Here is a 22,455-nt window from a genome sequence, read left to right on the forward strand (position 1 = left end):
CGCTCAAATTCCCCAAGATATTTGCGACAAGAGAAAGAGATCAGTCCAGCACACGCATCGGGCTATCTGGGCTTGCGCGGTAGTGATCGAGCCGCGCATTGAGGTCGCCCGAGTGCAGTTCCAGCTTGTGACCGTCTGGATCAAGAAAATACAGCGAGGGGCCTTGGGAATGGTTGTCCTGCCAAAGCTCGGCGTGACTTGATATCCGGTCGGCAAGGCGCGGGAAGTCTTCGTCGGAACTGGCGAGGGCGAAGTGGGTATAGTCATTGCGCGGTTGGATTGGAGCGTCTGAGAGGGCAAGGCAGAGCCAGAGATCGCCGAATTCCAAATAGGCGCCGCGCGCCCCAATTGAGCGCAGGGTTGCGCCCAAAACATCCCTGTAAAACACAACGGATCTGCGGAGATCGGACACCGCAAGAGTGATGTGGTTCACCCCGGTGATCATCAGAACCCGTCGTTCGGACCCTGTTGCCACGCTTTAACCAGATTGCCGAAACGGGTGAACTGGGCCTCGAAGGACAGTTCCACGGTGCCGATGGGGCCGTGACGTTGCTTGCCAATGATGACCTCGGCCTTGCCGTGCAGGCTGGACATTTCGTCCTGCCATGCGGCCATGCGATCCAGCTCGTGATCGCCGGGTTTTTCGCGTTCCTTGTAGTATTCCTCGCGGAACACGAACATGACTACGTCGGCATCCTGCTCGATCGAGCCCGATTCACGTAGGTCCGACAGCTGCGGTCGCTTATCATCGCGGCTTTCCACCTGACGCGAAAGCTGGGACAGCGCGATCACTGGGATGTTCAGTTCTTTCGCGATGGCTTTCATGCCCATCGAGATTTCAGCGATCTCGTTCACGCGGTTTTCGGCCATGCCGCGGCACAGCTGCAGGTAGTCGATGATCAGCAGATCCAGCCCGTGGGTCCGTTTCAGGCGGCGGGCACGGGCGGCCAACTGGCTGATCGGCAGGGCGGGCGTGTCGTCGATGAACAGCGGGCAGCTTTCCAAATCCTTGGCGGCTTGGACGAAACGGCGGAATTCGTTTTCGTCCATATCGCCTTGGCGGATCTTGTGGGACGAGATCTCGGACGCTTCTGCCAGAATACGGCCGGCCAACTGTTCAGCTGACATCTCGAGCGAGAAGAAGCCGACGACGCCTCCGGAAATCGCTCCTTCGGTCCCGTCAGGCTTGGTGCCTTTCTTATAGGCCTTGGCCACGTTGAAGGCGATGTTGGTCGCAAGCGAGGTTTTCCCCATCGACGGACGACCGGCGAGGATCAGAAGGTCGGACGGGTGAAGGCCACCCAGTTTTGTGTCCATATCGGAAAGGCCGGTGGAAATACCCGCCATCCCGCCTTCGCGTTGATAGGCGGCGTTGGCGACCTGAACGGCTTCGGTCACGGCTTTCAGGAAACTTTGAAAACCGCTTTCGGTCTGGCCCGCTTCGCCAAGTTTATAAAGCGCCTGTTCGGCCTCGATGATCTGCTCTTTTGGTTCCGAAGAAATGTCGACCTTCTGCGCTTTGGCGGCGATGTCCTGACCCAGCTGGATCAGCTCGCGCCGAATGGCGAGGTCATAGATCATCTGCGCATAGTCGCGCGCGGCAAAGCTGGAAATCGCGGCACCGGCCAGACGTGCGAGATAAGCGGGACCGCCCAACTCTTTCAGGCCCTCGTCATCTTCCATGAATGCCTTCAGCGTGACCGGGCTGGCCAGTGCGTTCTTGGAAATCCGGCTTGAGGCGATTTCCCAGATGCGGGCGTGGACAGGTTCATAGAAGTGACCCGCATTGATGATCGAGGCAACGCGGTCAAACACGTCGTTGTTGGTCAGGATCGCTCCCAGAAGCTGCTGTTCAGCTTCAATGTGGTGGGGCAGGCTGTCCTGAATATCGGATTGGGCGTCGGGCTGACCGTTTTGGGGAATGGTGCTGATTTCGTTCATGCCTGCCGCCTCTGAATCCATGGGCTAGAGTTCTACGCAAAGGGGCGCTCTAACGCAAAATGTATGTTCCTGTGGGAAACCTGTGGATAAGGTATGTCCCCAGGAAAGAAACGCGACCCTACCACATCTGGTGGGGTCGCGCGTAAATTTACTAGTATTTGGTGTTGGTTGTCAGGATTTCATCCGTTCGGCCTGCCAGCCACGAGGATCTTTCAAGAAGCGCTCCACCTCATCCAATGTCTCGTCCGAGAACGCGCCTTGTGCCTTGGCTTCAGCCAGAACATCCCACCAGGTGCACAGGTGGATAAGTTGAACGCCATGATCAGAAAGGGTTTTTTCCGTCTCGGGGAAGATGTCGTAATAGAAAATCACGGCGGTGGCCCCACATGAGGCGCCGGTGTCACGAATCGCGTCCACGAAAGACAGTTTCGAACCGCCATCGGTGGTCAGGTCCTCGACCAACAGCACTCGCTGGCTGTCATCCATCGCGCCTTCGATGCGAGCGTTCTTGCCATAGCCTTTGGGCTTCTTGCGTACGTAGGTCATCGGCAATGCCAGACGTTCAGCGACCCATGCGCCAAACGGGATGCCTGCGGTTTCGCCGCCTGCGATGTTGTCAAACGCCTCGAACCCGGCTTCGCGCATGATCGTTGCGGCCATGAAATCCATCAGTGTCGAACGGATGCGCGGGAAGCTGATCAGCTTGCGACAGTCGATATAGCTGGGGCTGGGCAGGCCCGAAGCCAGCGTAAAGGGTTCATCCGTGTTGAAGTTCACAGCGCCGATTTCCAGAAGCATCCGGGCGGTCAGGCGGGCGATTTCTTCTTTCGCGGGGAAGGTGGAGGGGATCATGGGCAGCGGTCCTCGTTAATGTGGGTCAGGCGGCGGGATCAGGCGGTTACGCGCCAGTGCAGCGGGAAGCCGGGGTCGAAGGTGGTGACGGTGTGGTCGCCGGCTTGCAGTGACGCCGGATAGGTCACGGGCTCGCCCTTGGTCAGAGTGATGGTGTCCTCGTTCACGGGTAAGCCATAGAAGGCCGGACCGTGAAGCGATGTGAAACCCTCGAGCTTGTCCAGCGCGCCTTCGGATTCGAATGTTTCGGCAAGGATCGACAAGGCGTTAGGCGCGGTAAAGCAGCCGGCCGAGCAGCATTCGCTTTCCTTGGCGTGGGTCGGGTGCGGGGCGCTGTCTGTGCCAAGGAAATAGCGCGGATCGCCCGATGTGGCCGCTGCAATCAGCGCCTCGCGGTGTTCGCGGCGCTTCAGGATTGGCAAGCAATAATAGTGCGGACGCATACCACCAACCAGCATGTCGTTGCGGTCAAGGATCAGGTGCTGCACCGTGATGGTGGCGCCAAGTTTGGCCTCATTGGCTTTGACGTAGTCGGCGCCGTCCTTGGTGGTGATGTGCTCCATCACCACGCGCAGGTCAGGCGTTGCGCGGCGGATCGGGTCGAGTACGCGATCGATGAACACGGCCTCTCGGTCGAAAATATCGATGTCACGGTCGGTGACCTCGCCGTGGACACACAGGGGGCAGCCGATCTCGGCCATCTTTTCCAGCACCGGGCGCACCTTGTCGAAGTTTTGCACCCCACTGGAGGAATTCGTCGTGGCCCCTGCTGGATAGAGCTTTACCGAGGTGATCAGGCCTGACGCATGAGCCGCTGCCAGATCTTCTGGGTCCGTCTCTTCGGTCAGGTATAGCGTCATCAAAGGCTCGAACGACATGCCGTTAGGCAGGGCTGCCATGATGCGATCACGATAGGCTTTGGCATCGGCCTCGGTCACCACCGGCGGAACAAGGTTCGGCATGATGATGGCGCGGGCAAAATGGCGCGCGGTTTCGGGCAGGACGGCTTTCAGCATTGCGCCATCGCGCAGGTGCAGGTGCCAGTCATCGGGGCGGCGGATCGTAAGTGTCTGGGTCATCGGGGCATGGCATAGCGCAGCCCCGCCCGCCAATCCAGTGGAAAGCGTGTCACAGGGGGTAGGAAAACCTCAGAGAGGTGCTGCGCTAGATTGGCAGGGCGTCCCTCATCTGTTCGTCCACCGGATCGTCTCCAAGGTCACCCACCCCCGGCAAGATCGCCTGACAGGGAAGGGCAAGTGGCCTTTCGACCGCCGAAATCAGCGTCCGAAGCTCGTCTCGATAAAATCTGGGATTGGCCAGAATCGATTGTGGCAGCTTTGACGGGTCGAAAACCCGCTTTTTGTGCGCGATTACGGTGACATCATGCGCGGCACCTTTGAAATCCTGCTTCTGCGCACCATCGCGAAAGAAAGAACGCAATTCATTTTCGCGCTGGTGCAGACGCTTCAGCTCTGCCCGGATCTGGGCCAGCTCATCGGCGGGGTGAAGGGGCATGTCCTGTGCAGCACCACAGGGGTGGCTGGCTTGTGGCAGGACAAGGGGTGTTCCGGTCAGTGGGGTGCGAATCTGTTCCATAAGCCACAATGTGCGCGGTTTGGTTAAAGCGGGTTTAATTGCCTCTGAGGCGCAGGGTGTTGACATCGTATCATTTGCAACGATAACATATTCGAACAAATGAATGTGAAAGGGGTGTCCCATGACACTGAACTGGAAAATCGGAGGGGTGGCGCTGGGCCTTGTGTTCTTCCTTGCTGTCCTCTTGGTCAAACCCATCGGGGTCTCGACGCAATTCGTGATCCTGGACGGGATCATCGCGGATGTCGTGAACCCGGAACTGGTGACGAAAACCGACGATGGCTATACGTCCACCAACGCCTATCTGGCAAAGTCCGGTGGCAAGTATGCCAAATCGGTTGCCGACCCGCTGAACTATAGCTTCATCTTCGTGATCGCGATGATGGTTGGGGCGTACCTGTCCGCCATGATGCGCGGTGGCAACGGTGTAGATGAAAACAAGCTGCCCGCGATCCACTATGACAATTTCGGAGACAGCCCGATGAAGCGCTATGCAATCGCGTTTATCGGCGGTTTCATCGTGCTTTATGGCGCACGTCTGGCCGGGGGCTGCACCTCGGGTCACATGATGTCGGGTATGATGCAGACCGCTCTGTCGGGCTATATCTTCGCTGCTGGCGCCTTTGCTGCGGCCGTGCCTGTCGCCATGATGATGTATAAGAAAGGATAAGCTATGCAGATTGTTCTCGCTCTCGTAATCGGTGCGCTCTTCGGCTTCGTCCTTGATCGTATTGGTGCCACCAACCCGACTGTATTGATCCGTATGCTGAGCCTGCGGTCTCTGGGTCTGATGAAAGCCATTTTGCTTGCCATTGGCGTCGGTTCGATCCTGATGTTTGGCGGCCAGATGGCTGGTCTTGTCGATGTGGGTCACATGTCAGTCAAAACCGCCTACGCCGGTGTATTCGTTGGTGGCCTTCTGCTGGGTGCAGGCTGGGCACTGTCGGGTTTTTGCCCCGGTACCGGAGTTTGCGCCGCGGCTACTGGCCGCAAAGATGCGCTGTTCTTTATTCTTGGCGGTTTGCTGGGTGCAGCGGCCTATATGATCACCTACCCATCGGTAAAAGCCACTGGGATGCTGGATGCGATCGCTGGCGGCAAGGTGACTTTGGGAACCGTTCCAGGCGCGAAATACGAAGGCCTGATGGCGATGCCGGGTGACGTGCTTGGGGTTGTGCTGGGTCTGGTCTTTGTTGCAGTGGCCTTTGCAGTGCCCGAAGCTCCGCGCGGAGATGCGGTGCCGGCACCTGCCGAGTAAACAGACAAACATATAGCGATTGAAACGGGCCGCCTTGTGCGGCCCTTTCTCTTGCACGGCGCGGGTAAAATGCCCACATAGCTCGAAGTGAAACTCGAGGTTGCCGTGACCCAATCCCCCTCTTCATCATTCGACCGCATTCCGGAACTGGCTCTGGACTGGATTGCGCAGGGTCGACAGGTGGCCATCGCCACGGTCGTGTCCACATGGGGCAGCGCACCGCGCCCTATCGGTAGTCAGATGCTGATCGCAGACAGCGGCGAAATCGAAGGCTCGGTGTCGGGCGGGTGCGTCGAGGGCGCTGTGGTGATCGAGGCGCAAGAGACGCTGCGCACAGGCCTGCCTGTATTGCTCGAGTTCGGCGTGTCGGGCGAGGACGCGTTTTCGGCCGGGTTGGCGTGTGGAGGCGAGATCAAGGTGGTTGTCGAGCCAGTCGGCGAAGACATCGGAGCAGGGCGTGGAATGCCGATTGCGATGTTGGAAGATCTGGTTGCTGCCCGTTCGACACGCTCGCGCATCGTCTATGAGGTGACGCTGGACCGCTGGGTTCGCAGTTTGAGAGAGCCTTGTCAGGATGAAGCCCAGATCGGGATCACAGATGGCACTTATGTCCATCCGCACGAACCGCCACTCCGCCTGATCATCGCCGGAGCCGTGCATGTTGCTCAGGCGTTAATCCCCATGGCGCAGGTCGTCGGGTTCGACGTGGTGCTGATCGACCCGCGCGGGGCATTTGCCACAGAGGACCGCTTTCCCGGCGTGACCATTCATAAGGACTACCCTGACGAGGTTTTACCTCAGATCGGCATCGATCATCGCACGGCTATCGTGACGCTTGCCCATGACCCCAAGATCGACGACCCGGCGCTTGAGGCCGGGTTCACCTCGGACGCGTTCTATATTGGGGCGCTGGGATCACGGCGCACGCAGGGACAGCGGCTTGAACGTCTTTCGGCGCGCGGATATGGCCCCGAAGATCTGCGGCGCATTCATGGGCCGGTTGGGCTGGATATCGGTGCGTTGGGGCCAGCGGAAATCGCTGTCTCGATTATGGCCGAGCTTGTGGCGCGGCATCGCAGCAGGCTTGCCTGAAACGCGGGCACTGACCGAGTTGTTCTGAATCAAAGTGTTCATGTTGAACTGTGCTAAAGTGTATGCGGGTGTTTAAAGCCCATGAACCGCTGAATCCAGCGTCGCGCGAACGATGAGGAGGACGGATCATGTTGAAATATTTACCAAAACTCACCGCTACGATCGTTTTCGCAAGCGGATTGATGGCACACACAGCTTTCGCTGACACGCCAGGTGAGGAGCAGTTCCTGAATTCCTGCGCCTCGTGTCACGGGGCACTGGCCGATGGGAATGGACCCTTGGGCGACGTGCTGAATATGAGTGTTCCCGACCTGACCACTATTGCCCAACGAAACGACGGGCAGTTTCCGTTTTTGAAGGTGGTCCATATGGTTGATGGCCGTTCCGGAGTGATGGCACATGGATCGGACATGCCTGTTTGGGGCGATCAATTCTCTGATCAGTTGGATGCCGAGAATGCAATGGCGCGTGATTTAAGCGCTGTCTACGAGGTGCGTGGACGTATTCTGTCGCTTGTCTACTATCTGGAGAGCGTCCAGAAGTAACCCTTGCGGTGGTCCCGGCCGGAGGAGGGCTGGGCGCAACAAAAAACGCCCTGCGAATGCAGGGCGTTCTTAAAACGGTATCAGATGGAGTTATTTCGGGAGTGGGCCGATCATCATGACCATCTGGCGGCCTTCCATCTTGGGCATGTTTTCCACCTTGCCCAGTTCCTTGATGTCTTCTGCCACGCGCAGCAACAGTTCACGGCCAAGGTTCTGGTGGGCCATTTCGCGACCACGGAAGCGCAGGGTCACTTTGACCTTGTCACCCTTTTCCAGGAATTTCACCACATTGCGCATCTTGACGTCATAGTCGTGGGTGTCGGTGTTCGGACGGAACTTGACCTCTTTGACCTCGATCGTCTTTTGCTTCTTGCGGGCCTCGGATTCGCGCTTTTGCTGTTCGTATTTGAACTTGCCGAAATCCATGATTTTACAGACAGGGGGATTGGCATTGGGCGAAATCTCGACCAGATCCAGACCTGCCTCTTGCGCCATTGCTAGGCCACGCGCAGGGGCAACAACCCCAACGTTTTCGCCTTCAGCGCCAATCAGGCGGATTTCCGGGCCGCGAATGCGATCGTTGATGCGGGGGCCGGTGTCGCGCGTCGGGGGCGCGTTATGAGGTCTGCGGGCTATTGTGCCATTCCTTCTGTCGTTTCGCTAAACTATGGAAGCGAAAGGTAAAGGCGCACCGCCCCGCTTTCAACCCGATAGTTTGGGTTTTCTAAGCGTTTTGACGCCGAAATGGGGAAACTCCCCTTGCACCTAAGTGATTATGCACGCACATCCGTGGCGAAGACAGGGTCAATCCAGTGACCTTGTACGAAAAACTAATTGAGGATGTCGACATGAACAAATCCATTATCGCGCTTCTGGTTGTGGCTGCTGCTGCCTTTGGCGGATACAAGTGGTATGAAGGCAATCAGGCCAAGATCGCCGCCGAAGAGGCTGCTGTCGTTGCCGCTGCCGAAGCCAAAGCCGCTGAAGAAGCCGCTGCTGCCGCCAAGGCAGCTGAAGAAGCCGCCGCTGCAGAAGCCGCTGCCCAAGCAGCCGCCGAAGCCGCTGCCGCTGAAGCTGCTGCTGCGGCAGAAGCCGTCGAGGCTGCCGCTCAGGCTGCCGTTGAAGCGGCTGGCGATGCTGTCGAAGGTGCCGTCGAAGCTGTTGGCGACGCTGTGACCGAAGCACTGGGCACGGCCGCTGAAGAAGGCGGTGCCATGGATATGGCCAAGACCCTGCTGACCCCAGAAGGATTTGATGCTGCCAAAGTAGGTGAGTTGATTGACGGCTCGTCGCTGGATGACGCCACCAAGGTAGCCCTGAAAACGGCTGCCGATGCGGCTGCAAGCAACCCCGCGCTTCTTCAGGTCGCGCTGGACCAGATCAAGACTGCTCTGGGTATGTAAGCTTAGGCTTTCTTCCACGAACACAAAGCCGTGCAGAGCAATCTGCGCGGCTTTTTTTATGCCGTCACTCCCCGAAGTCGAAGCCGCCAGTGCCGACAGGCTCGATCAATTGCGGGCCATCATCTTTCATGCCGAATTTAGCAACCTGGTGGGTTTGGAAGCGCCCTGTCCAATGGGTGCCGAACGCTGCGCGGATCTCATCATCCGGGGCAGTGTGATCCATCCATTGCGCCGCCTCCTCGGCCGAGAGCAGCACCGGCATGCGGGGGTGCAGATCGTGGATCTCGGGCAGGGCGGGGCGGGTTAGGATGGTGCAGGTCTCGCGCCCATCGGCCAATGTGCTGCGCAGTCCAGCAAATAGCGTCACTGGGTCATTCTGCTGCAGTGAAATATAATTGGGCTGCCGATCCGACTTCGGGCCGCTCCATTCATAGTATCCCAGCGCGGGGATTACACAGCGCGCATGGCGCCATGCCTCGCGAAAGGTGGGTTTTTCATGCGCAGTTTCGATCTTGGCGTTGAAGGTGGTGGCCTTCCACTCTTCCGCAGGGCCCTTGAACCAATGTGGAACCAGCCACCAGCGCGCGGTCGAGGCAATCAGGTTTTCTCCCTGCGGGAACAGGATGTTTACCTGTTGTGTGGGCTTCACATTATATCCGGTCGCTGCGGGCGGTGCGTCGCTGGCAATCACGACCGAACGACTGGGGTAGATGAACCCTTCGATAATGGCCGCCATCTGGGCCTGCGTCATCTCGCCTGCGATCAGTCTTCCACACATAAGGAAAGCTTGCCCGCATTTGCGCGGGCTGTCCATGACGCTTGGCCTAAACAGAAACGGGACCGCAAACGGCCCCGTTTCGTTTCTAGCTGTTGGTGAGGTCTTAGGCTGCGAGCGCCTGAATGGCTTGCTCGGCATCTGCCAGACCTGCTTCGCCAGCTGCGCCCACAAAGGACACGTCGGTCAGGCCCATGAAGCCCAAAACATGGGTCAGATAGGGCGAGGCGAATTCAAAGGGCGCACCCACCGGGGTACCACCCGAAGCGCTTACCACGATCACGCGTTTGCCATCCAGCAGGCCAACCGGGCCGTTCTCAGTATAATGGAAGGTCACGCCAACACGGGCCAGCTGGTCGATCCAGGCTTTCAGGGTCGAGGGGACCGAGAAGTTGTAGACCGGCATCGAGATCACGATCAGGTCGGCGGCTTGAACCTCGGCGACGATGTCGTCCGACAGGGCAAGTGCGGCTTTGTCTGCATCGCTACGGGCTTCGGGCGGGGTGAAGGTGGCGCGAGTGAAATCTGCGTCAATGTGAGGGATGCCAGCGCCCAAATTGCGGGTGGTGACCGTGGCGTCCGCGTAACGGGCCACAACGTCATCTGCCAGTTTGCGCGAAAGCGAGGTGTCGGTGCGGGTCGAGCTGTCGATACGAAGGATATGCATTGGATGTCTCCGGGGTTGTGTGTCTGTTGAGGAGAATGTGTGCTCTTGCATTTCCGAACGCAATCTGAGTTAATCAACAGGATGTGTGTGAAAATGCACATACCTTAACGAAAGGGGATCACATGGACCATTGGGACGAAATCCGCACCGCTTATCATGTGGCACGCGCTGGTACCGTCAGTGGGGCGGCGGACAGTTTGGGCATTCACCACGCGACAGTGATCCGCCATGTGGATTCGCTCGAGGCCCGGATGGGCGTGAAACTGTTCCAACGCCATGCGCGTGGTTATACCCCGACCGAGGCCGGGGCGGATCTGGCGCGTATCGCCTCGACGACGGAAGAGCAGTTTGCGCAATTGGGTACTCGACTGAAGGGGCAGGGCGAGGACGTCTCGGGCGAGGTCGTGATCACTGCGCTTGCATCCTTTTCCCCGCGACTGACGCCGGTTCTGGCAGCTTTCCAGCACGCACACCCCAATACGCTGATCCGTCTTCGCACCGGGTTGCGCCTGTTCCGTCTGGAATATGGCGAAGCCCATGTAGCGATCCGCGCAGGCCAAGCTCCGCAAGAACCCGACAATGTGGCGCAGCGTTTTCTGAGCATGGACCTCTCGCTTCATGTGTCACCGGACTATGTCGCGCGATATGGTCTGCCGACCGAGGGCACTTTGGACCAACACAGGTTTATCGGGGGCGATGATATCCATTCGCGCGCGCCGTTTGCGCGATGGATGGCCAAGAGCATCCCGGACGATAATGTCACCTTCCGCGTAACGGATGACATGTCGATGCAGCAGGCGCTGCTATCGGGTGCGGGCGTTGGGTTTGCAGTGCGTGGAGAGCATCCGGATCTGATCGAGATCATGCCCCCTCAGCCGGAATGGCGGTCGGATTTCTGGCTTGTGACGCATGTTGATCTTCATCGCACCGCCAAAGTGCAGGCCGTATTGTCTTGGCTTAAAGACGCCGCGAAAACGTGGGCTGACACGGATCCAGCAGTCAGCTTGCCTGACTAAACGCTGTCGTCGCGCAGTTCTACTTCCAAAAACCGTTCGAACGCATCTAGATTGACGGGCTCGAACTGCCCGAACCCCTGCATCCAGACTGACGCTTCGCGCAGGGCGCTGGGGTCCAGCTTGCACCATTTCACCCGGCCCCGCTTTTCCTGCGCGATCAAACCCGCACGCGACAGGATGGTCAGGTGTTTCGAGATCGCCGGCAGCGACATCTCGAACGGTTCGGCCACATCGGTGACCGCCATGTCATCTTCCAGAAGCATGGTCAGGATGGCGCGGCGTGTCGGGTCGGACAGGGCGGCAAAGACAAGGTCAAGGCGGGTTTCCATGTCTATTGGCCTAGGACGCGCCGGCGTAATCGTCAACCAATCGGTTAAATAAGCGCTTTTGGCCTGAATCCGGGGGTTAGGGGTGTCGATAGGTGGGGTGTGAATCTGGGATGAGAATAAAATAACATTATATCAACAGCTTAAAGTATTTCATGTTGGCGCTAAACGCCGTTGACTCATTGCCCCCCAGCCCTTAGCACATGCCTAACCGTCACCGGAGGAATTTTCGTGTCCGACAGCCCCGACCCCGAGCGCCTAAAAGAGCTCGAAGCCCGCATCAAAGCGGCGAAAGGGGAAGAGGACGAGGCGAAAACCGGTGATGAGGCCTATAACCAGGCATCGTTCGCTTGGCAGATGGTCATAGAGCTTACAGTCGGTCTGGTGATCGGCTTTGGCATCGGATTTGGGCTGGACAGTCTCTTTGGGACTAAGCCGATATTCATGGTGCTGTTCATATTGTTGGGCTTCGCGGCAGGCATGAAGGTCATGCTGGGAACTGCGGCCCAGATGCAGAAGAAAGCAGAGGATGCGTCCGACACGCAGGTCTCTGACAAGAAAGAGGGATAGGAACGTGGCTGAACAAGGCGCAAAACAGGGTGCAGGCCCCATCATCAAGATTGCATTCTTTGCCGTTCTGGCAGTGGTTCTGCTGTCCGGCGTACTGTTCTCGCCTGCGCACCCCGGTCTGGCCATCCACCCGATGGATCAGTTCGAGATCAAACCGCTTTTCGGTGATGGTCATGGCGGACTTGGCCTGTTTACAGTCACCAACCAGACCTTGTGGATGGTTCTGGCCATCATCGGCGTCGTGCTGATGCTGGTAGTTGGCTCGCGCGGTCGCGCAATCGTACCGACCCGCAGCCAGTCGGTTGCTGAAATGGCTTACGGCTTTGTCTATAAGATGGTCGAAGACGTGGCCGGCAAAGACGCCGTGAAATACTTCCCCGGCATCATGACCCTGTTCATGTTCATCCTGTTCGCCAACTTCCTTGGTCTGATCCCGACCTCGTTCACCGCCACCAGCCACATTGCTGTGACCGCTGTACTGGCCATGATCGTGTTCGTCTTCGTGACTGTGCTGGGCTTCGTCAAAAACGGTGCTGGCTTCCTGGGTCTCTTCTGGGTCTCGTCCGCACCGCTGGCGCTGCGCCCGATCCTGGCCGTCATCGAACTGATCTCGTACTTCGTGCGCCCCGTCAGCCACTCCATTCGTTTGGCTGGTAACGTGATGGCTGGCCACGCAGTTATCAAAGTATTCGCCGGCTTCGCTGCTGCCCTGGGCATGTTCAGCTTCCTGCCGATCCTGGCCATCTCGGCCGTCTACGCACTGGAAGTGCTCGTAGCCTTCATCCAGGCTTACGTGTTCACCATCCTGACCTGCGTATATCTGAAAGACGCTCTGCATCCGTCGCACTAAGACGGTTGCAGCCCGCTCATCCAACTAATTCAAGCATTCCAACGTAAGGAGAAATCACAATGGAAGGCAATATCGCTCAAATGGGTCAATTCATCGGTGCAGGTCTGGCAGCTATCGGTTCGGGTGCCGCCGCTATCGGTGTAGGCCACGTTGCTGGTAACTTCCTGGCCGGTGCTCTGCGCAACCCGTCGGCAGCTGCCGCTCAGACCGCGACCCTGTTCATCGGTATCGCATTTGCAGAAGCCCTGGGCATCTTCTCGTTCCTGGTCGCTCTGCTGCTGATGTTTGCTGTCTAAGACCTGAACCATCCTTACGCCGGGGCGAGGCGTCAGCGTTTCGCCCCAAGTAACTCGGTTCCAGAGGACTTAAGACATGGCAAGTAACACACATAGCACAGAAGCAGCACACGGTGGCGCAGAAGCCGCTGGCATGCCGCAACTGGACTTCTCGACCTTCGGGAACCAGATTTTCTGGCTCGTGGTGACGCTGGTCGTGATCTACTTTGTTCTGACCAAGATTGCTCTGCCCCGTATTGAGGCTGTGCTGTCTGAACGTCAGGGCACGATCACAAATGATCTGGCTGCTGCCGAAGAGCTGAAGCAGAAGGCTGTCGAAGCCGAGGAAGCTTACAACAAGGCCCTGGCTGACGCCCGTGCAGAAGCAAACAAAATTGTTGCTGAAGCCCGTGCCGATATTCAGGCTGATCTGGATGCAGCTGCCGCTAAGGCAGATGCCGAGATCTCCGCCAAGGCTGCCGAAAGCGAAGCCGCGATCAACGAGATCCGCGCCGGAGCCGTCGACAGCGTCAAGGCCGTCTCCAAGGATGCCGTCAAGGAAATCCTGGGTTCGATGGGCTACAAGGCGGATGCCAAGTCGGTAACTGCGGCTGTGACCGCACGGATGAAAGGGTAAACTGATGAAAAAATTCGCAGTTCTCCCATTCGCTCTGGCTGCATACCCGGCGTTTGCCGCTGGTGACGCTGGCTGGACCGATCTGTCCAACACCAACATGGTTGTCACCCTGGCATTCCTGTTGTTCGTGACCTTCCTTGGTTACATGGGCGTGCACAAAATGTTGGGCGGTCAGCTCGACAAACGTGCCGAGGGCATCAAGTCGGAACTCGACGACGCCCGTGCCCTGCGCGAAGAAGCCCAGACCATTCTGGCGTCTTATGAGCGCAAGCAAAAGGAAGTAGCCGATCAAGCGGAGCGCATCGTTGCGCACGCCAAGGAAGAGGCCGCTAATGCTGCGGCTCAGGCCAAAGAAGATCTGAAAGCTTCGATTGCACGCCGTCTGGCTGCTGCTGAAGACCAGATCGCATCGGCTGAAGCGGCTGCCGTGAAAGAGGTGCGTGACAGCGCCGTTCAGGTCGCCGTGGGCGCTGCTCGCGACATGATCGCCAAACAGATGACCGCAACCGACGGCAACAAGCTGATCGACGAGGCCATCAAGGACGTGGAAGCCAAGCTGCACTAAGCAGATTTGCTCTAACGACTTTCGAGAGACCCGGCCATTGTGCCGGGTTTTTCATTTTGAAAAGGCAGCTTAGCGCTGCATCTCATAGTCCAACCGTTGGCGCGCCACCTCTTCATTCCGCTCGGTGCGACGCAGGTCGGTATAGGCTTGAACGACATAGTCCATATGCGCCTCAATTGCAGCGCGTGCTGCCTTGGGATCACGGGTTTGCAGGGCGTCATTGATGGCGCGGTGTTGTTCAAGCAGATCCATCCGCGTGTTGGTAATCTGGACGACCACCTGCCGGTTATAAAGGATGCCCTGTTTCAACAGGTCATACATGGCGCGCATCATATGGACCATCAGCGCATTATGACTGGCTTCTATGATCGCCATATGGAAATCACTGTCCAGATCGCCGCCCTGACCTTCCGGCGCTTTTACCATCTTCAGGAAGATCTCGTTGATGACGGCCAGATCCGTGTCTGATCCGAATTGCGCTGCGCGTTCGGCGGCCAGTCCCTCCATATCGCGGCGGAAGGTGATGTAGTCATAGACCGCTTCGTCATGGCGCGCGAAAAGGTTGGTGAGGGCAGGGGGGAATGAGCTGTCCAGATCTTCCGAGATAAAGATCCCAGCACCGGCCCGTCGCGCCAAAAGCCCAGTTCCCTCGAGGTCGGCCAATGCGTCACGCAAGGAAGGGCGCGACACCCCAAGACGATCCGCCAAATCCCGTTCAGAGGGAAGGCGTTCGCCCGGGCGAAGTATGCCGCGCAGAATCAGAAGCTCGATCTGTTCAACCACTGACTTAGAAAGTTTATTGGCTGAGATTTTCTGGAAAGGCATAAACGTCTCACTTAAATTGGTCAGATTATATGACCACATTCAGGCGCGCGTCTCAAACAAAAAAAGCCGGGCACTCGGCCCGGCTTTTGGCATAGCATTTAAGTTACTGCTACGGAACTTACGTTGATGTTGGGCGGATGACGATCTCGACCCGACGGTTTTGTTGGCGTCCATAGGCATCCAAGTTCGACGCAACCGGTTGGTCTTCACCATAGCCGATGGTCTGAATACGCCAGCCGGGCACGCCATTGGCAGACAGCACTGCAGCCACTGCAGCCGCACGATTGCGCGACAGAGACAGGTTGTAATCTGCCCTACCCACGTTGTCGGTGTGGCCCCGAACTTCAGCGATCGAGTTCGGATACTGCATCAGATTGCGCGCGAGGGCGGATAGATCACCACGCAGAGCAGGGCTGATCTGGGTGCTGCCGGTTGCGAACAGGATGTCCTGCGGCATCGTCACAATCAGTTCGTTGCCGGTATTGACGATCTTCACGTCGTCGTTGTCGATGGCCTGGCGCAGATCGCCAGCTTGTTTATCAAGTTGTTGGCCAATGGCCCCACCAATCACGCCGCCAATGACCGCGCCTACGGCAGCCTTGCCCAGCTTTCCGTCGCCTTTGCGGGTGGCACCTAGAAGCCCGCCCGCGATGGCGCCAATGGCGGCCCCGTTTTGGGTACGTGGACCCATGTTAGAAGTTGGGCTTTGCGTCGGTGACGTGCAAGCGCTGGTCGCCAGTCCGGCGATCAGGCCGAACGAGAGAATCATATGTCTTGGTTGCATACTGCGGTCCTCGGTTTGAATTCTTGTTCTCCATACAGAAAAGGGCCGTGTTATCGAATAACAAGGCCCTGTTATGGGGAAACTCGGCGAAAAACAGACGCTTACCCAGTACGCTCTTGTTCCAGTTCGGCGCTTTCCCACGCCAGTAATGCGCGCTTTACTGGCAGGCCCCAATGGTATCCCCCCAGTGCACCGGATTTGCGCAGGGCACGGTGGCACGGGATCAGCCAGCTTACCGGGTTGCGCCCGACAGCGGTGCCCACGGCACGCACGGCGCGGGGTTGGCCGATCTTCTCAGCGATTTGTCCATAGGTGGTTACATGGCCCGAGGGGATCGACAGAAGTGCCTCCCATACCTTGATCTGCAAGGGCGAACCGATCAGGTGCAGCGGTGTCTTTCCGTCCTTGCCCAATTCCGTGTCATACGCGGCCAGAACCCACGGTCGCAGGAACATCGGGTCTTCGATGAACGTGGCGTTGGGCCAGCGCGATATCAGGTCCTCGAAGGTTTCCTCGACGCCTGTCTCACCCGCAAAACCGATGCCGCAGATGCCCCGCTCGGTCCCCATTACCAGCGACGCCCCGAACGGGCTGTCAAACCAACCCCAATAGATCGTCAGACCTTTACCCCTATTGGCATATTCGCCGGGGCTCATCGCTTCCCACCGCAAAAAGAGGTCATGCAGACGGCCCTGACCCGACAGACCAACCGACTGTGCTGTTTCCAGCGTTGAAAACCGCTCGGCCAACAGTGTCTTGGCATGGCCCAATGTCAGGAACTGTTGATAGCGTTTTGGCGATACTCCAACCCAGCGCGAGAACACGCGCTGAAAATGCGAGGGCGACATGTCCATCTTCGCGGCCAAGGCGTCAAGCGCGAGGGTCTTTCCTCCTGCTGCGTCGATTTCTTCGATCGCACGCCGGATCACGTTGTAGTGGTAGCTGTCTTCAGTCGGTGTCATCTTGGCCTCATGCGTCAATACAACGAGCTTGCCTTTTCTGCTTCTACAAGGCGACCCGGAAATTGCGCATTGAACGTGGCTCGCGTAAGACGATCTGCGGAAACGGATGGACGCGATGGCAAAACAACTCGGATATCACCAGATCCGCGAGATCTTTGAGCGCTTCAAAGAACAGGAAGCCGAACCCAAGGGCGAGCTGGAGCATGTAAATGTCTACACGCTGGTCGTAGCGGTGGCCCTGTCGGCACAGGCGACGGACGTGGGCGTGAACAAAGCCACGCGGGCGTTGTTCAAAGTGGCGGACACGCCGCAGAAGATGCTGGATTTGGGCCTTGAGGGGCTGACTGAACATATCAAGACCATCGGGTTGTTTCGCCAAAAGGCGAAGAACGTGATGAAGTTAAGCCAGATCCTTGTCGACGAGTATGGCGGCGAGGTGCCCAATTCTCGTGCCGCGCTTCAGTCGCTGCCGGGTGTGGGGCGCAAGACAGCTAATGTCGTTTTGAACATGTGGTGGGGCGTGCCGGCGCAGGCGGTCGATACGCATATCTTCCGCGTCGGCAATCGCACGGGCATCGCTGTCGGCAAGAACGTCGATGCGGTCGAACGCGCCATCGAAGACAACATCCCCGCAGACTTTCAACACCACGCCCATCACTGGCTGATCCTACATGGGCGCTATACCTGCAAGGCGCGCAAGCCAATGTGCGGAAACTGCATCATTCGGGACCTCTGTCCCTTCGAGGAAAAGAACTTATGACGAAAAAGTACAAGGTTGTCGGGATCGGCAACGCGGTTGTGGATGTTATTACCACCGCAGATGACAGCTTTCTGGAACTGATGGGCATTGAAAAAGGCATCATGCAACTGGTCGAAAAGGACCGCGCCGAGGTGCTGTATGCCGCGATGCAAGACCGCAAGCAGGCGGCTGGTGGATCGGTTGCGAACACGATCGCCGGGATTGGTAATCTCGGTCTGACCACAGGGTTTGTCGGCCGCGTGCACGAGGATGCCCTAGGTCATTTCTATGCCGATGCGATGGAGATGGACGGCACCCGCTTTGTGAACCCACCCGTGCCGGGCGGCGAGCTGCCGACTTCGCGGTCGATGATCTTTGTGTCGCCGGATGGCGAGCGGTCGATGAACACCTATCTGGGCATCTCGGCCGAGCTTGGGCCGGAAGATGTGGATCCCGAGGTCGCTGCGGACGCCGAGATCGTGTTTCTGGAAGGCTACCTCTTTGACAAGGACAAAGGGAAAGAGGCGTTCATCGCCATGGCTCGTGCCTGTCGCGCGGGTGGTGGCAAGGCGGGGATCGCGATTTCCGATCCGTTCTGCGTCGAACGTCACCGTACCGACTTCCTGATGCTGATCGAGCACGAACTGGACTATGTGATCGGCAACGAGGAAGAGCTGAAAGCACTGTTCCAAACCGATGATCTGGAAGAGGCAATGGCGAAAACCGCCGCGATCTGCCCGCTGGTGGCCTGCACGCGCTCGGGCGACGGGGTGACGATCCTTGCGGGGGGCGAACGTGTGGACGTGCCGGTTGAGCGCATCGTCCCGGTGGACGCCACTGGGGCAGGTGACGGCTTTGCCGCAGGCTTCCTGTACGGTCTGGCCACCGGTGCTGATCTGCGCACCTGCGGCGAGATGGGCTGCACCGTCGCAGGCGAAGTGATCCGCCATATCGGGCCGCGCGCAGATCGCAACCTGCCAGCGCTGTTCCGCGAAAAGGGACTAATCTAAGCCACGCAAACGAAAAAGCCCGGATCGCAGGATCCGGGCTTTCTTTATTTGGGTGAAGCGGAGCTTATTCGGTGTCCACAACCTCGTAGTCATGGGTGACGTTGGCCAAGGCCGCCATCATCGCCGAAGCAGAACAGTATTTGTCCACCGACAGCGAAATCGCACGCTCAACCTTGTCTGCGCTGACCCCGCGGCCTTTGACGATGAAGTGCAGATGGATCTTAGTGAAGACTTTGGGGTCGGTTTCGGCGCGTTCTGCATCAACCTCTACGTCGACATCTTCGATGCGCTGGCGCTGTTTTTGCAGGATCGACACAACGTCATAGGCCGAACAGCCCGCAGTTCCGATCAGCAACAGTTCCATCGGGCTGGGACCGGGCGTTCCTGCGCCGTCATGGCCGGTACCCAGAACAATGTTGTGGCCTGTGCCAGAGGTGCCAATAAAGGTACGGGCCTCGGCCCATTTTACGCGCGCTTTCATGTGGTGTCCTTCGCAGTCAAAAGCGGATCAGTCGCCTAGTTTGGCGTGGATCTCGTCCAGATCGATCTCGCCAATGGGCATCTTGTTCCCGGGATTTTCGAAGTCGTACTTAAACAACTCGAAGTCCTTCTTGAAGATCTCATAGACAAGATGCATCGACAGATCGTCGAAATAGTCCTCGACCGGATGTGCACGCTTGGGACCGTGGCCTTCGCTTTCGTTAAAGCGCGGGATTTCAGCCAGATCCACAGGGTGTGGGGTCTCAATCGCGTCCAGAACAGATTGCATCCCATCGTTGAACTTCTCGGTCCAGACGATGTTGTCATAGCGACCGCCATTTACAATGAAAGTCGAGACGTGGCCTGACATGGACGACCAATGAATGTCCGGATCCATCGGTTTACGCCAGCGGATCGTGTCGCGGGCGAACAGAAGGAAACGTCGGAAGCTTTCGATCTGGTCGAATTCAAACCCATTGTCGGGGTCACCCACCTCGATCCCGTATTTCTGAATCAGAAGCGGCACCAGATTGCCGCGATAACGACGGCCATTGCGCTGAATGCCACAGATCTTGTCAAAGAAGCTGGACAGGATGCGGGTGTAGGGGTTGCGCACGCAGGTAAACGCATAGCTTTTGTGGTCGCGCACATTGGCTTCGATCTGTGCCTGCGATTGGTCTTGCGCCCACTTGTGCATCCGGTCTTTGCTGTCGTGAATGTCGCCATCAAAGAACTCGCCATGATCCGAGTAGAACATGATTTGCCCGATGGTCGAACAGGCGCATTTTGGGACCACGCGATACACAACGCTTTCGCTTTCGGTCATCCAGGTGCCGGGAAACCCCATAAAATACCTCGTCTTCTAAATACTTGGTTCGCGCCATTGCTCTGTTTGTGAACAGATTGATGAAAAAAGTAAAGAATCTCTGTTTTTCTGATAGATGTTCACGCTATTTAAGTCGGGTCATCGTCAGTTCTAAAGGCAAATAACGTTTCATGGCCCAAATCGCCTTCATTTTGCTGTGCCACAAAGACCCTGAGGCCATCATTTCGCAAGCACGGCAATTGACGGCGGCTGGCGACTATATGGCAATCCATTTCGACGCGCGCGCAAACCCCACTGATTTCCAGCGCATTCAGGACGCGCTCAGAGATAATCAAAACGTGACCTTCGCCAAGAAACGCATCAAGTGCGGCTGGGGGGAATGGTCCTTGGTACAGGCGTCTCTGAATGCCGTTGAGGCGGCATTGGAAGCGTTTCCGCGCGCCACGCATTTCTACATGCTGTCTGGTGATTGCATGGCTATCAAATCTGCCGAATTCGCCCATGACCTGCTGGACCGCGAAGATGTGGACTATATCGAGAGCTTCGACTTTTTCGAAAGCGACTGGATCAAGACGGGCATGAAGGAAGAGCGGCTGATCTATCGCCACTTCCTGAACGAACGCAAACACAAGAATCTGTTTGATGCCTCTTTCCAGCTGCAAAAGAAGCTGGGCCTGACGCGCGAAATCCCTGTGGATCTTCAGGTTATGATCGGCAGCCAATGGTGGTGTCTGCGCCGCCGCACCGTCGAATGGGTGATGAAGTTCTGCCAAGAGCGCAAAGACGTGATGCGGTTCTTCCGCACCACTTGGATCCCGGACGAGACGTTCTTTCAGACCATCGTGCGCCATCTGGTGCCGGACGAAGAGATTCGAACCAGCACGCTGACCTTCCTGATGTTCACTGACTATGGGATGCCGGTAACATTCTATAACGACCACTATGACTTGCTTCTCAGTCAGGATTTCCTGTTTGCCCGCAAGATCAGCCCCGAAGCCGCGGATCTTAAGCAGCGGCTGGGCGATCTTTATGCTGCCAAAGGGGTCGAATTTCAGATTTCGAACGAAGGGCGTAGCCTGTTTCGGTTTCTGACCAGCCGAGGACGGAACGGTTTACGGTTCGCGCCGCGGTTCTGGGAGGCGGAATCAAGTCTGGGGCGCGAACGTGAGCTTCTGATTGTCGTGGCCAAGAAGTGGCACGTGGCTAAACGCCTGATCCACAAAATCAAAGAAGTCACCGGCATCGAGACCATCGAATATCTGTTCGACGAGGCCAGCTGTCCGATGCCTGATCTGGGTGGTATCCAGACACAGATGGGCAAACGCGCCCGACACCGTCGCGCTTTGATGCGGATGCTCTACGAGTATTACGGGACAGACCGCATGGTGATCTGCATGGACCCCAAAAATATGGAGATGTTTCAGGATTTCTTCTCGGACCGATCCACCGCGCGTCTGTTGGAAGTCGAAAGTATCTTCTCGGACGACTATCTGGCTGGACACGCAATGCGGGTTGGGCTTGCGGGTAAAAATACGCCCAAGCAGTCGATGGAACGTCTATTGCCCACGATTCGCGCTGACGTGATGCATGAAAGTGACCGGATCCGGGATGCCGGGTTCGAAAACTACTATCGCATCAGTGAAGGGCGGGACGCGCAAGAGAACGCGATGGCTCTGTCACAATTCCTGTCGATCTCGCCCGAGCAAGCGCTTGAGATCGCCCAGACCAATCACCTGTTTGAGGACTGACACCGGAGGCCACAATGCCCTACAGCTATGACGACCAGAACATCTTCGCAAAGATCCTGCGTGGCGAAATCCCGAATGACACCGTGTACGAAGATGACCACGCGCTGGCCTTTCGCGACATCCAGCCACAAGCCCCGCACCATGTGTTGGTGATTCCCAAAGGGCCGTATGTGACCTTCGATCATCTGGCCACCGAAGGTTCGGACGCCGAGATCGTGGGCTTCACCCGCGCCGTGGGAAAGGTCTGCGCGCTTCTAGGCGTTGACCCGGGCGGAGATGGCGACGGGTATCGCATGATCTCGAACGCAGGCGTGCATGGTGTGCAAGAGGTGCCGCATCTGCACATCCATATTCTGGCAGGACGCCCCATTGGACGCATGGTATCGCGCGCAGACTAACGGTTCGCTCTTGCGGCACCTGCCGCGCGGGGCGTAAATAGAATGACGAAAAATGACAGAGGTGTCTCACATGACCCAACCGGCTCCTGAAACCAAGATCGTAGACAGCTACAAGGTCTCTTGTGACGGCGGCGAGGGCGCGCTGGGCCATCCGCGCGTCTATCTACAGATCCCGACCGAACATGGCTGGGTGGAATGCCCCTATTGTGATTGCAAGTTCGTGCACAAAGATCACGCCGACGACGACAAAGCCGCCTGATCTTAGCCGGGCTGTACTGAAAATCCGGGCCGCGGGCTGGTGCCTCGCGGCCTTTT

The 22,455-nt window shown here is 57.6% G+C and carries 30 protein-coding genes; 16 read left to right on the forward strand and 14 right to left on the reverse strand.

Features of this window, described 5'->3' with window-relative positions:
* Positions 1-40 precede the first annotated feature (40 nt).
* From ALP8811_RS03050 to ALP8811_RS03070, 5 genes are all read right to left on the reverse strand, one after another.
* On the reverse strand, positions 41-445 hold the full coding sequence (locus ALP8811_RS03050) for a VOC family protein (RefSeq protein ID WP_108855707.1): 405 nt from the start codon (positions 443-445) through the stop codon (positions 41-43).
* Positions 445-1,941, reverse strand: a complete 1,497-nt coding sequence (locus ALP8811_RS03055; protein WP_181363677.1) for a replicative DNA helicase — start codon at positions 1,939-1,941, stop codon at positions 445-447. Before ALP8811_RS03055 ends, ALP8811_RS03050 begins: the two co-directional genes overlap by 1 nt.
* A gap of 171 nt (positions 1,942-2,112) precedes the next feature.
* Positions 2,113-2,793, reverse strand: a complete 681-nt coding sequence (locus tag ALP8811_RS03060; protein ID WP_108855709.1) for an orotate phosphoribosyltransferase — start codon at positions 2,791-2,793, stop codon at positions 2,113-2,115.
* 38 nt (positions 2,794-2,831) lie between these two features.
* Positions 2,832-3,872, reverse strand: coding sequence for a dihydroorotase (pyrC, locus tag ALP8811_RS03065; RefSeq protein ID WP_108855710.1), 1,041 nt, complete (start codon positions 3,870-3,872; stop codon positions 2,832-2,834).
* 85 nt (positions 3,873-3,957) lie between these two features.
* Entirely contained in the window at positions 3,958-4,389 is a 432-nt protein-coding gene (locus ALP8811_RS03070) for a hypothetical protein (RefSeq protein ID WP_146183982.1), read from the reverse strand.
* A 121-nt stretch (positions 4,390-4,510) separates the two neighbouring features.
* Between ALP8811_RS03070 and ALP8811_RS03075 the strand changes: the two genes are divergently transcribed.
* The 4 genes from ALP8811_RS03075 (at position 4,511) to ALP8811_RS03090 (ending at position 7,284) form a co-directional block, all read left to right on the forward strand.
* On the forward strand, positions 4,511-5,059 hold the full coding sequence (locus ALP8811_RS03075) for a YeeE/YedE thiosulfate transporter family protein (RefSeq protein ID WP_108855712.1): 549 nt from the start codon (positions 4,511-4,513) through the stop codon (positions 5,057-5,059).
* A 3-nt stretch (positions 5,060-5,062) separates the two neighbouring features.
* Complete coding sequence (locus ALP8811_RS03080) at positions 5,063-5,647, forward strand: DUF6691 family protein (protein WP_108855713.1); 585 nt, start codon at positions 5,063-5,065, stop codon at positions 5,645-5,647.
* Between the two features lie 87 nt (positions 5,648-5,734).
* On the forward strand, positions 5,735-6,739 hold the full coding sequence (locus tag ALP8811_RS03085; RefSeq protein ID WP_245924536.1) for an XdhC family protein: 1,005 nt from the start codon (positions 5,735-5,737) through the stop codon (positions 6,737-6,739).
* Positions 6,740-6,867: 128 nt separating this feature from the next.
* Positions 6,868-7,284, forward strand: coding sequence for a c-type cytochrome (locus tag ALP8811_RS03090; protein ID WP_108855714.1), 417 nt, complete (start codon positions 6,868-6,870; stop codon positions 7,282-7,284).
* Between the two features lie 90 nt (positions 7,285-7,374).
* Here the strand turns inward: ALP8811_RS03090 and infC are convergent, their stop codons facing one another.
* Positions 7,375-7,920 (reverse strand): translation initiation factor IF-3, encoded by a 546-nt coding sequence (gene infC, locus ALP8811_RS03095; RefSeq protein ID WP_108855715.1) that lies wholly within the window; start codon positions 7,918-7,920, stop codon positions 7,375-7,377.
* Between the two features lie 212 nt (positions 7,921-8,132).
* On the opposite strand from infC, the gene ALP8811_RS03100 reads away from it, so the two are divergent.
* Positions 8,133-8,687, forward strand: a complete 555-nt coding sequence (locus ALP8811_RS03100) for a hypothetical protein (protein WP_108857406.1) — start codon at positions 8,133-8,135, stop codon at positions 8,685-8,687.
* Between the two features lie 64 nt (positions 8,688-8,751).
* On the opposite strand, the gene ALP8811_RS03105 is transcribed toward ALP8811_RS03100, so the two are convergent.
* Positions 8,752-9,465 carry an SOS response-associated peptidase gene (locus ALP8811_RS03105; protein ID WP_181363678.1) on the reverse strand — a complete coding sequence of 238 codons (714 nt, stop codon included), beginning with the start codon at positions 9,463-9,465 and terminating at the stop codon, positions 8,752-8,754.
* A gap of 103 nt (positions 9,466-9,568) precedes the next feature.
* Positions 9,569-10,129 carry an FMN-dependent NADH-azoreductase gene (locus ALP8811_RS03110; RefSeq protein WP_219928717.1) on the reverse strand — a complete coding sequence of 187 codons (561 nt, stop codon included), beginning with the start codon at positions 10,127-10,129 and terminating at the stop codon, positions 9,569-9,571.
* Positions 10,130-10,251: 122 nt separating this feature from the next.
* On the opposite strand from ALP8811_RS03110, the gene ALP8811_RS03115 reads away from it, so the two are divergent.
* Positions 10,252-11,145 (forward strand): LysR family transcriptional regulator, encoded by an 894-nt coding sequence (locus tag ALP8811_RS03115; RefSeq protein WP_108855718.1) that lies wholly within the window; start codon positions 10,252-10,254, stop codon positions 11,143-11,145.
* Here the strand turns inward: ALP8811_RS03115 and ALP8811_RS03120 are convergent.
* Positions 11,142-11,474 (reverse strand): ArsR/SmtB family transcription factor, encoded by a 333-nt coding sequence (locus tag ALP8811_RS03120; RefSeq protein WP_108855719.1) that lies wholly within the window; start codon positions 11,472-11,474, stop codon positions 11,142-11,144. The genes ALP8811_RS03115 and ALP8811_RS03120 overlap by 4 nt on opposite strands.
* A 228-nt stretch (positions 11,475-11,702) precedes the next feature.
* On the opposite strand from ALP8811_RS03120, the gene ALP8811_RS03125 reads away from it, so the two are divergent.
* The 5 genes from ALP8811_RS03125 (at position 11,703) to ALP8811_RS03145 (ending at position 14,368) form a co-directional block, all read left to right on the forward strand.
* Complete coding sequence (locus ALP8811_RS03125; RefSeq protein WP_108855720.1) at positions 11,703-12,041, forward strand: AtpZ/AtpI family protein; 339 nt, start codon at positions 11,703-11,705, stop codon at positions 12,039-12,041.
* 40 nt (positions 12,042-12,081) lie between these two features.
* Positions 12,082-12,891 carry a F0F1 ATP synthase subunit A gene (locus ALP8811_RS03130; protein WP_108857407.1) on the forward strand — a complete coding sequence of 270 codons (810 nt, stop codon included), beginning with the start codon at positions 12,082-12,084 and terminating at the stop codon, positions 12,889-12,891.
* Positions 12,892-12,950: 59 nt separating this feature from the next.
* Positions 12,951-13,187 carry a F0F1 ATP synthase subunit C gene (locus tag ALP8811_RS03135; protein WP_055188564.1) on the forward strand — a complete coding sequence of 79 codons (237 nt, stop codon included), beginning with the start codon at positions 12,951-12,953 and terminating at the stop codon, positions 13,185-13,187.
* A gap of 76 nt (positions 13,188-13,263) precedes the next feature.
* Positions 13,264-13,803 carry a F0F1 ATP synthase subunit B' gene (locus tag ALP8811_RS03140; RefSeq protein WP_108855721.1) on the forward strand — a complete coding sequence of 180 codons (540 nt, stop codon included), beginning with the start codon at positions 13,264-13,266 and terminating at the stop codon, positions 13,801-13,803.
* Between the two features lie 4 nt (positions 13,804-13,807).
* The gene (locus tag ALP8811_RS03145) at positions 13,808-14,368 is read left to right on the forward strand and encodes a F0F1 ATP synthase subunit B (RefSeq protein ID WP_108855722.1); all 561 of its coding nucleotides are present in this window, start codon (positions 13,808-13,810) and stop codon (positions 14,366-14,368) included.
* A 69-nt stretch (positions 14,369-14,437) separates the two neighbouring features.
* Here the strand turns inward: ALP8811_RS03145 and ALP8811_RS03150 are convergent, their stop codons facing one another.
* The 3 genes from ALP8811_RS03150 to ALP8811_RS03160 form a co-directional block, all read right to left on the reverse strand.
* Positions 14,438-15,193 carry an FCD domain-containing protein gene (locus ALP8811_RS03150; RefSeq protein ID WP_108855723.1) on the reverse strand — a complete coding sequence of 252 codons (756 nt, stop codon included), beginning with the start codon at positions 15,191-15,193 and terminating at the stop codon, positions 14,438-14,440.
* A 118-nt stretch (positions 15,194-15,311) separates the two neighbouring features.
* Positions 15,312-15,977 (reverse strand): YiaD family glycine zipper/OmpA-like lipoprotein, encoded by a 666-nt coding sequence (locus tag ALP8811_RS03155; protein WP_108855724.1) that lies wholly within the window; start codon positions 15,975-15,977, stop codon positions 15,312-15,314.
* A gap of 101 nt (positions 15,978-16,078) precedes the next feature.
* Positions 16,079-16,939, reverse strand: coding sequence for a methylated-DNA--[protein]-cysteine S-methyltransferase (locus ALP8811_RS03160; protein WP_108855725.1), 861 nt, complete (start codon positions 16,937-16,939; stop codon positions 16,079-16,081).
* A gap of 115 nt (positions 16,940-17,054) precedes the next feature.
* On the opposite strand from ALP8811_RS03160, the gene nth reads away from it, so the two are divergent.
* Both nth and ALP8811_RS03170 read left to right on the forward strand, forming a co-directional pair.
* Positions 17,055-17,699 carry an endonuclease III gene (gene nth, locus ALP8811_RS03165; protein WP_108855726.1) on the forward strand — a complete coding sequence of 215 codons (645 nt, stop codon included), beginning with the start codon at positions 17,055-17,057 and terminating at the stop codon, positions 17,697-17,699.
* Positions 17,696-18,688, forward strand: coding sequence for an adenosine kinase (locus tag ALP8811_RS03170; protein WP_108855727.1), 993 nt, complete (start codon positions 17,696-17,698; stop codon positions 18,686-18,688). The genes nth and ALP8811_RS03170 overlap by 4 nt, the downstream gene beginning before the upstream one ends.
* Positions 18,689-18,752: 64 nt before the next feature.
* Here ALP8811_RS03170 and ALP8811_RS03175 read toward each other — a convergent pair whose 3' ends face one another.
* Positions 18,753-19,169, reverse strand: coding sequence for an OsmC family protein (locus ALP8811_RS03175; RefSeq protein WP_108855728.1), 417 nt, complete (start codon positions 19,167-19,169; stop codon positions 18,753-18,755).
* A 27-nt stretch (positions 19,170-19,196) separates the two neighbouring features.
* Positions 19,197-20,015, reverse strand: a complete 819-nt coding sequence (locus tag ALP8811_RS03180) for a sulfotransferase family protein (protein ID WP_108855729.1) — start codon at positions 20,013-20,015, stop codon at positions 19,197-19,199.
* A 149-nt stretch (positions 20,016-20,164) separates the two neighbouring features.
* Here ALP8811_RS03180 and ALP8811_RS03185 point away from each other — a divergent pair, with 149 nt between their 5' ends.
* From ALP8811_RS03185 to ALP8811_RS03195, 3 genes are all read left to right on the forward strand, one after another.
* Positions 20,165-21,742: a DUF5928 domain-containing protein gene (locus ALP8811_RS03185; RefSeq protein WP_108855730.1), complete on the forward strand. Its 1,578-nt coding sequence runs from the start codon at positions 20,165-20,167 to the stop codon at positions 21,740-21,742.
* A gap of 14 nt (positions 21,743-21,756) precedes the next feature.
* The gene (locus ALP8811_RS03190; RefSeq protein ID WP_108855731.1) at positions 21,757-22,140 is read left to right on the forward strand and encodes an HIT domain-containing protein; all 384 of its coding nucleotides are present in this window, start codon (positions 21,757-21,759) and stop codon (positions 22,138-22,140) included.
* Between the two features lie 70 nt (positions 22,141-22,210).
* Positions 22,211-22,399: a zinc-finger domain-containing protein gene (locus ALP8811_RS03195; protein ID WP_108857408.1), complete on the forward strand. Its 189-nt coding sequence runs from the start codon at positions 22,211-22,213 to the stop codon at positions 22,397-22,399.
* Positions 22,400-22,455: the final 56 nt, after the last annotated feature.

The sequence above is a fragment of the Aliiroseovarius pelagivivens genome (assembly GCF_900302485.1).
GTDB lineage: Bacteria > Pseudomonadota > Alphaproteobacteria > Rhodobacterales > Rhodobacteraceae > Aliiroseovarius > Aliiroseovarius pelagivivens.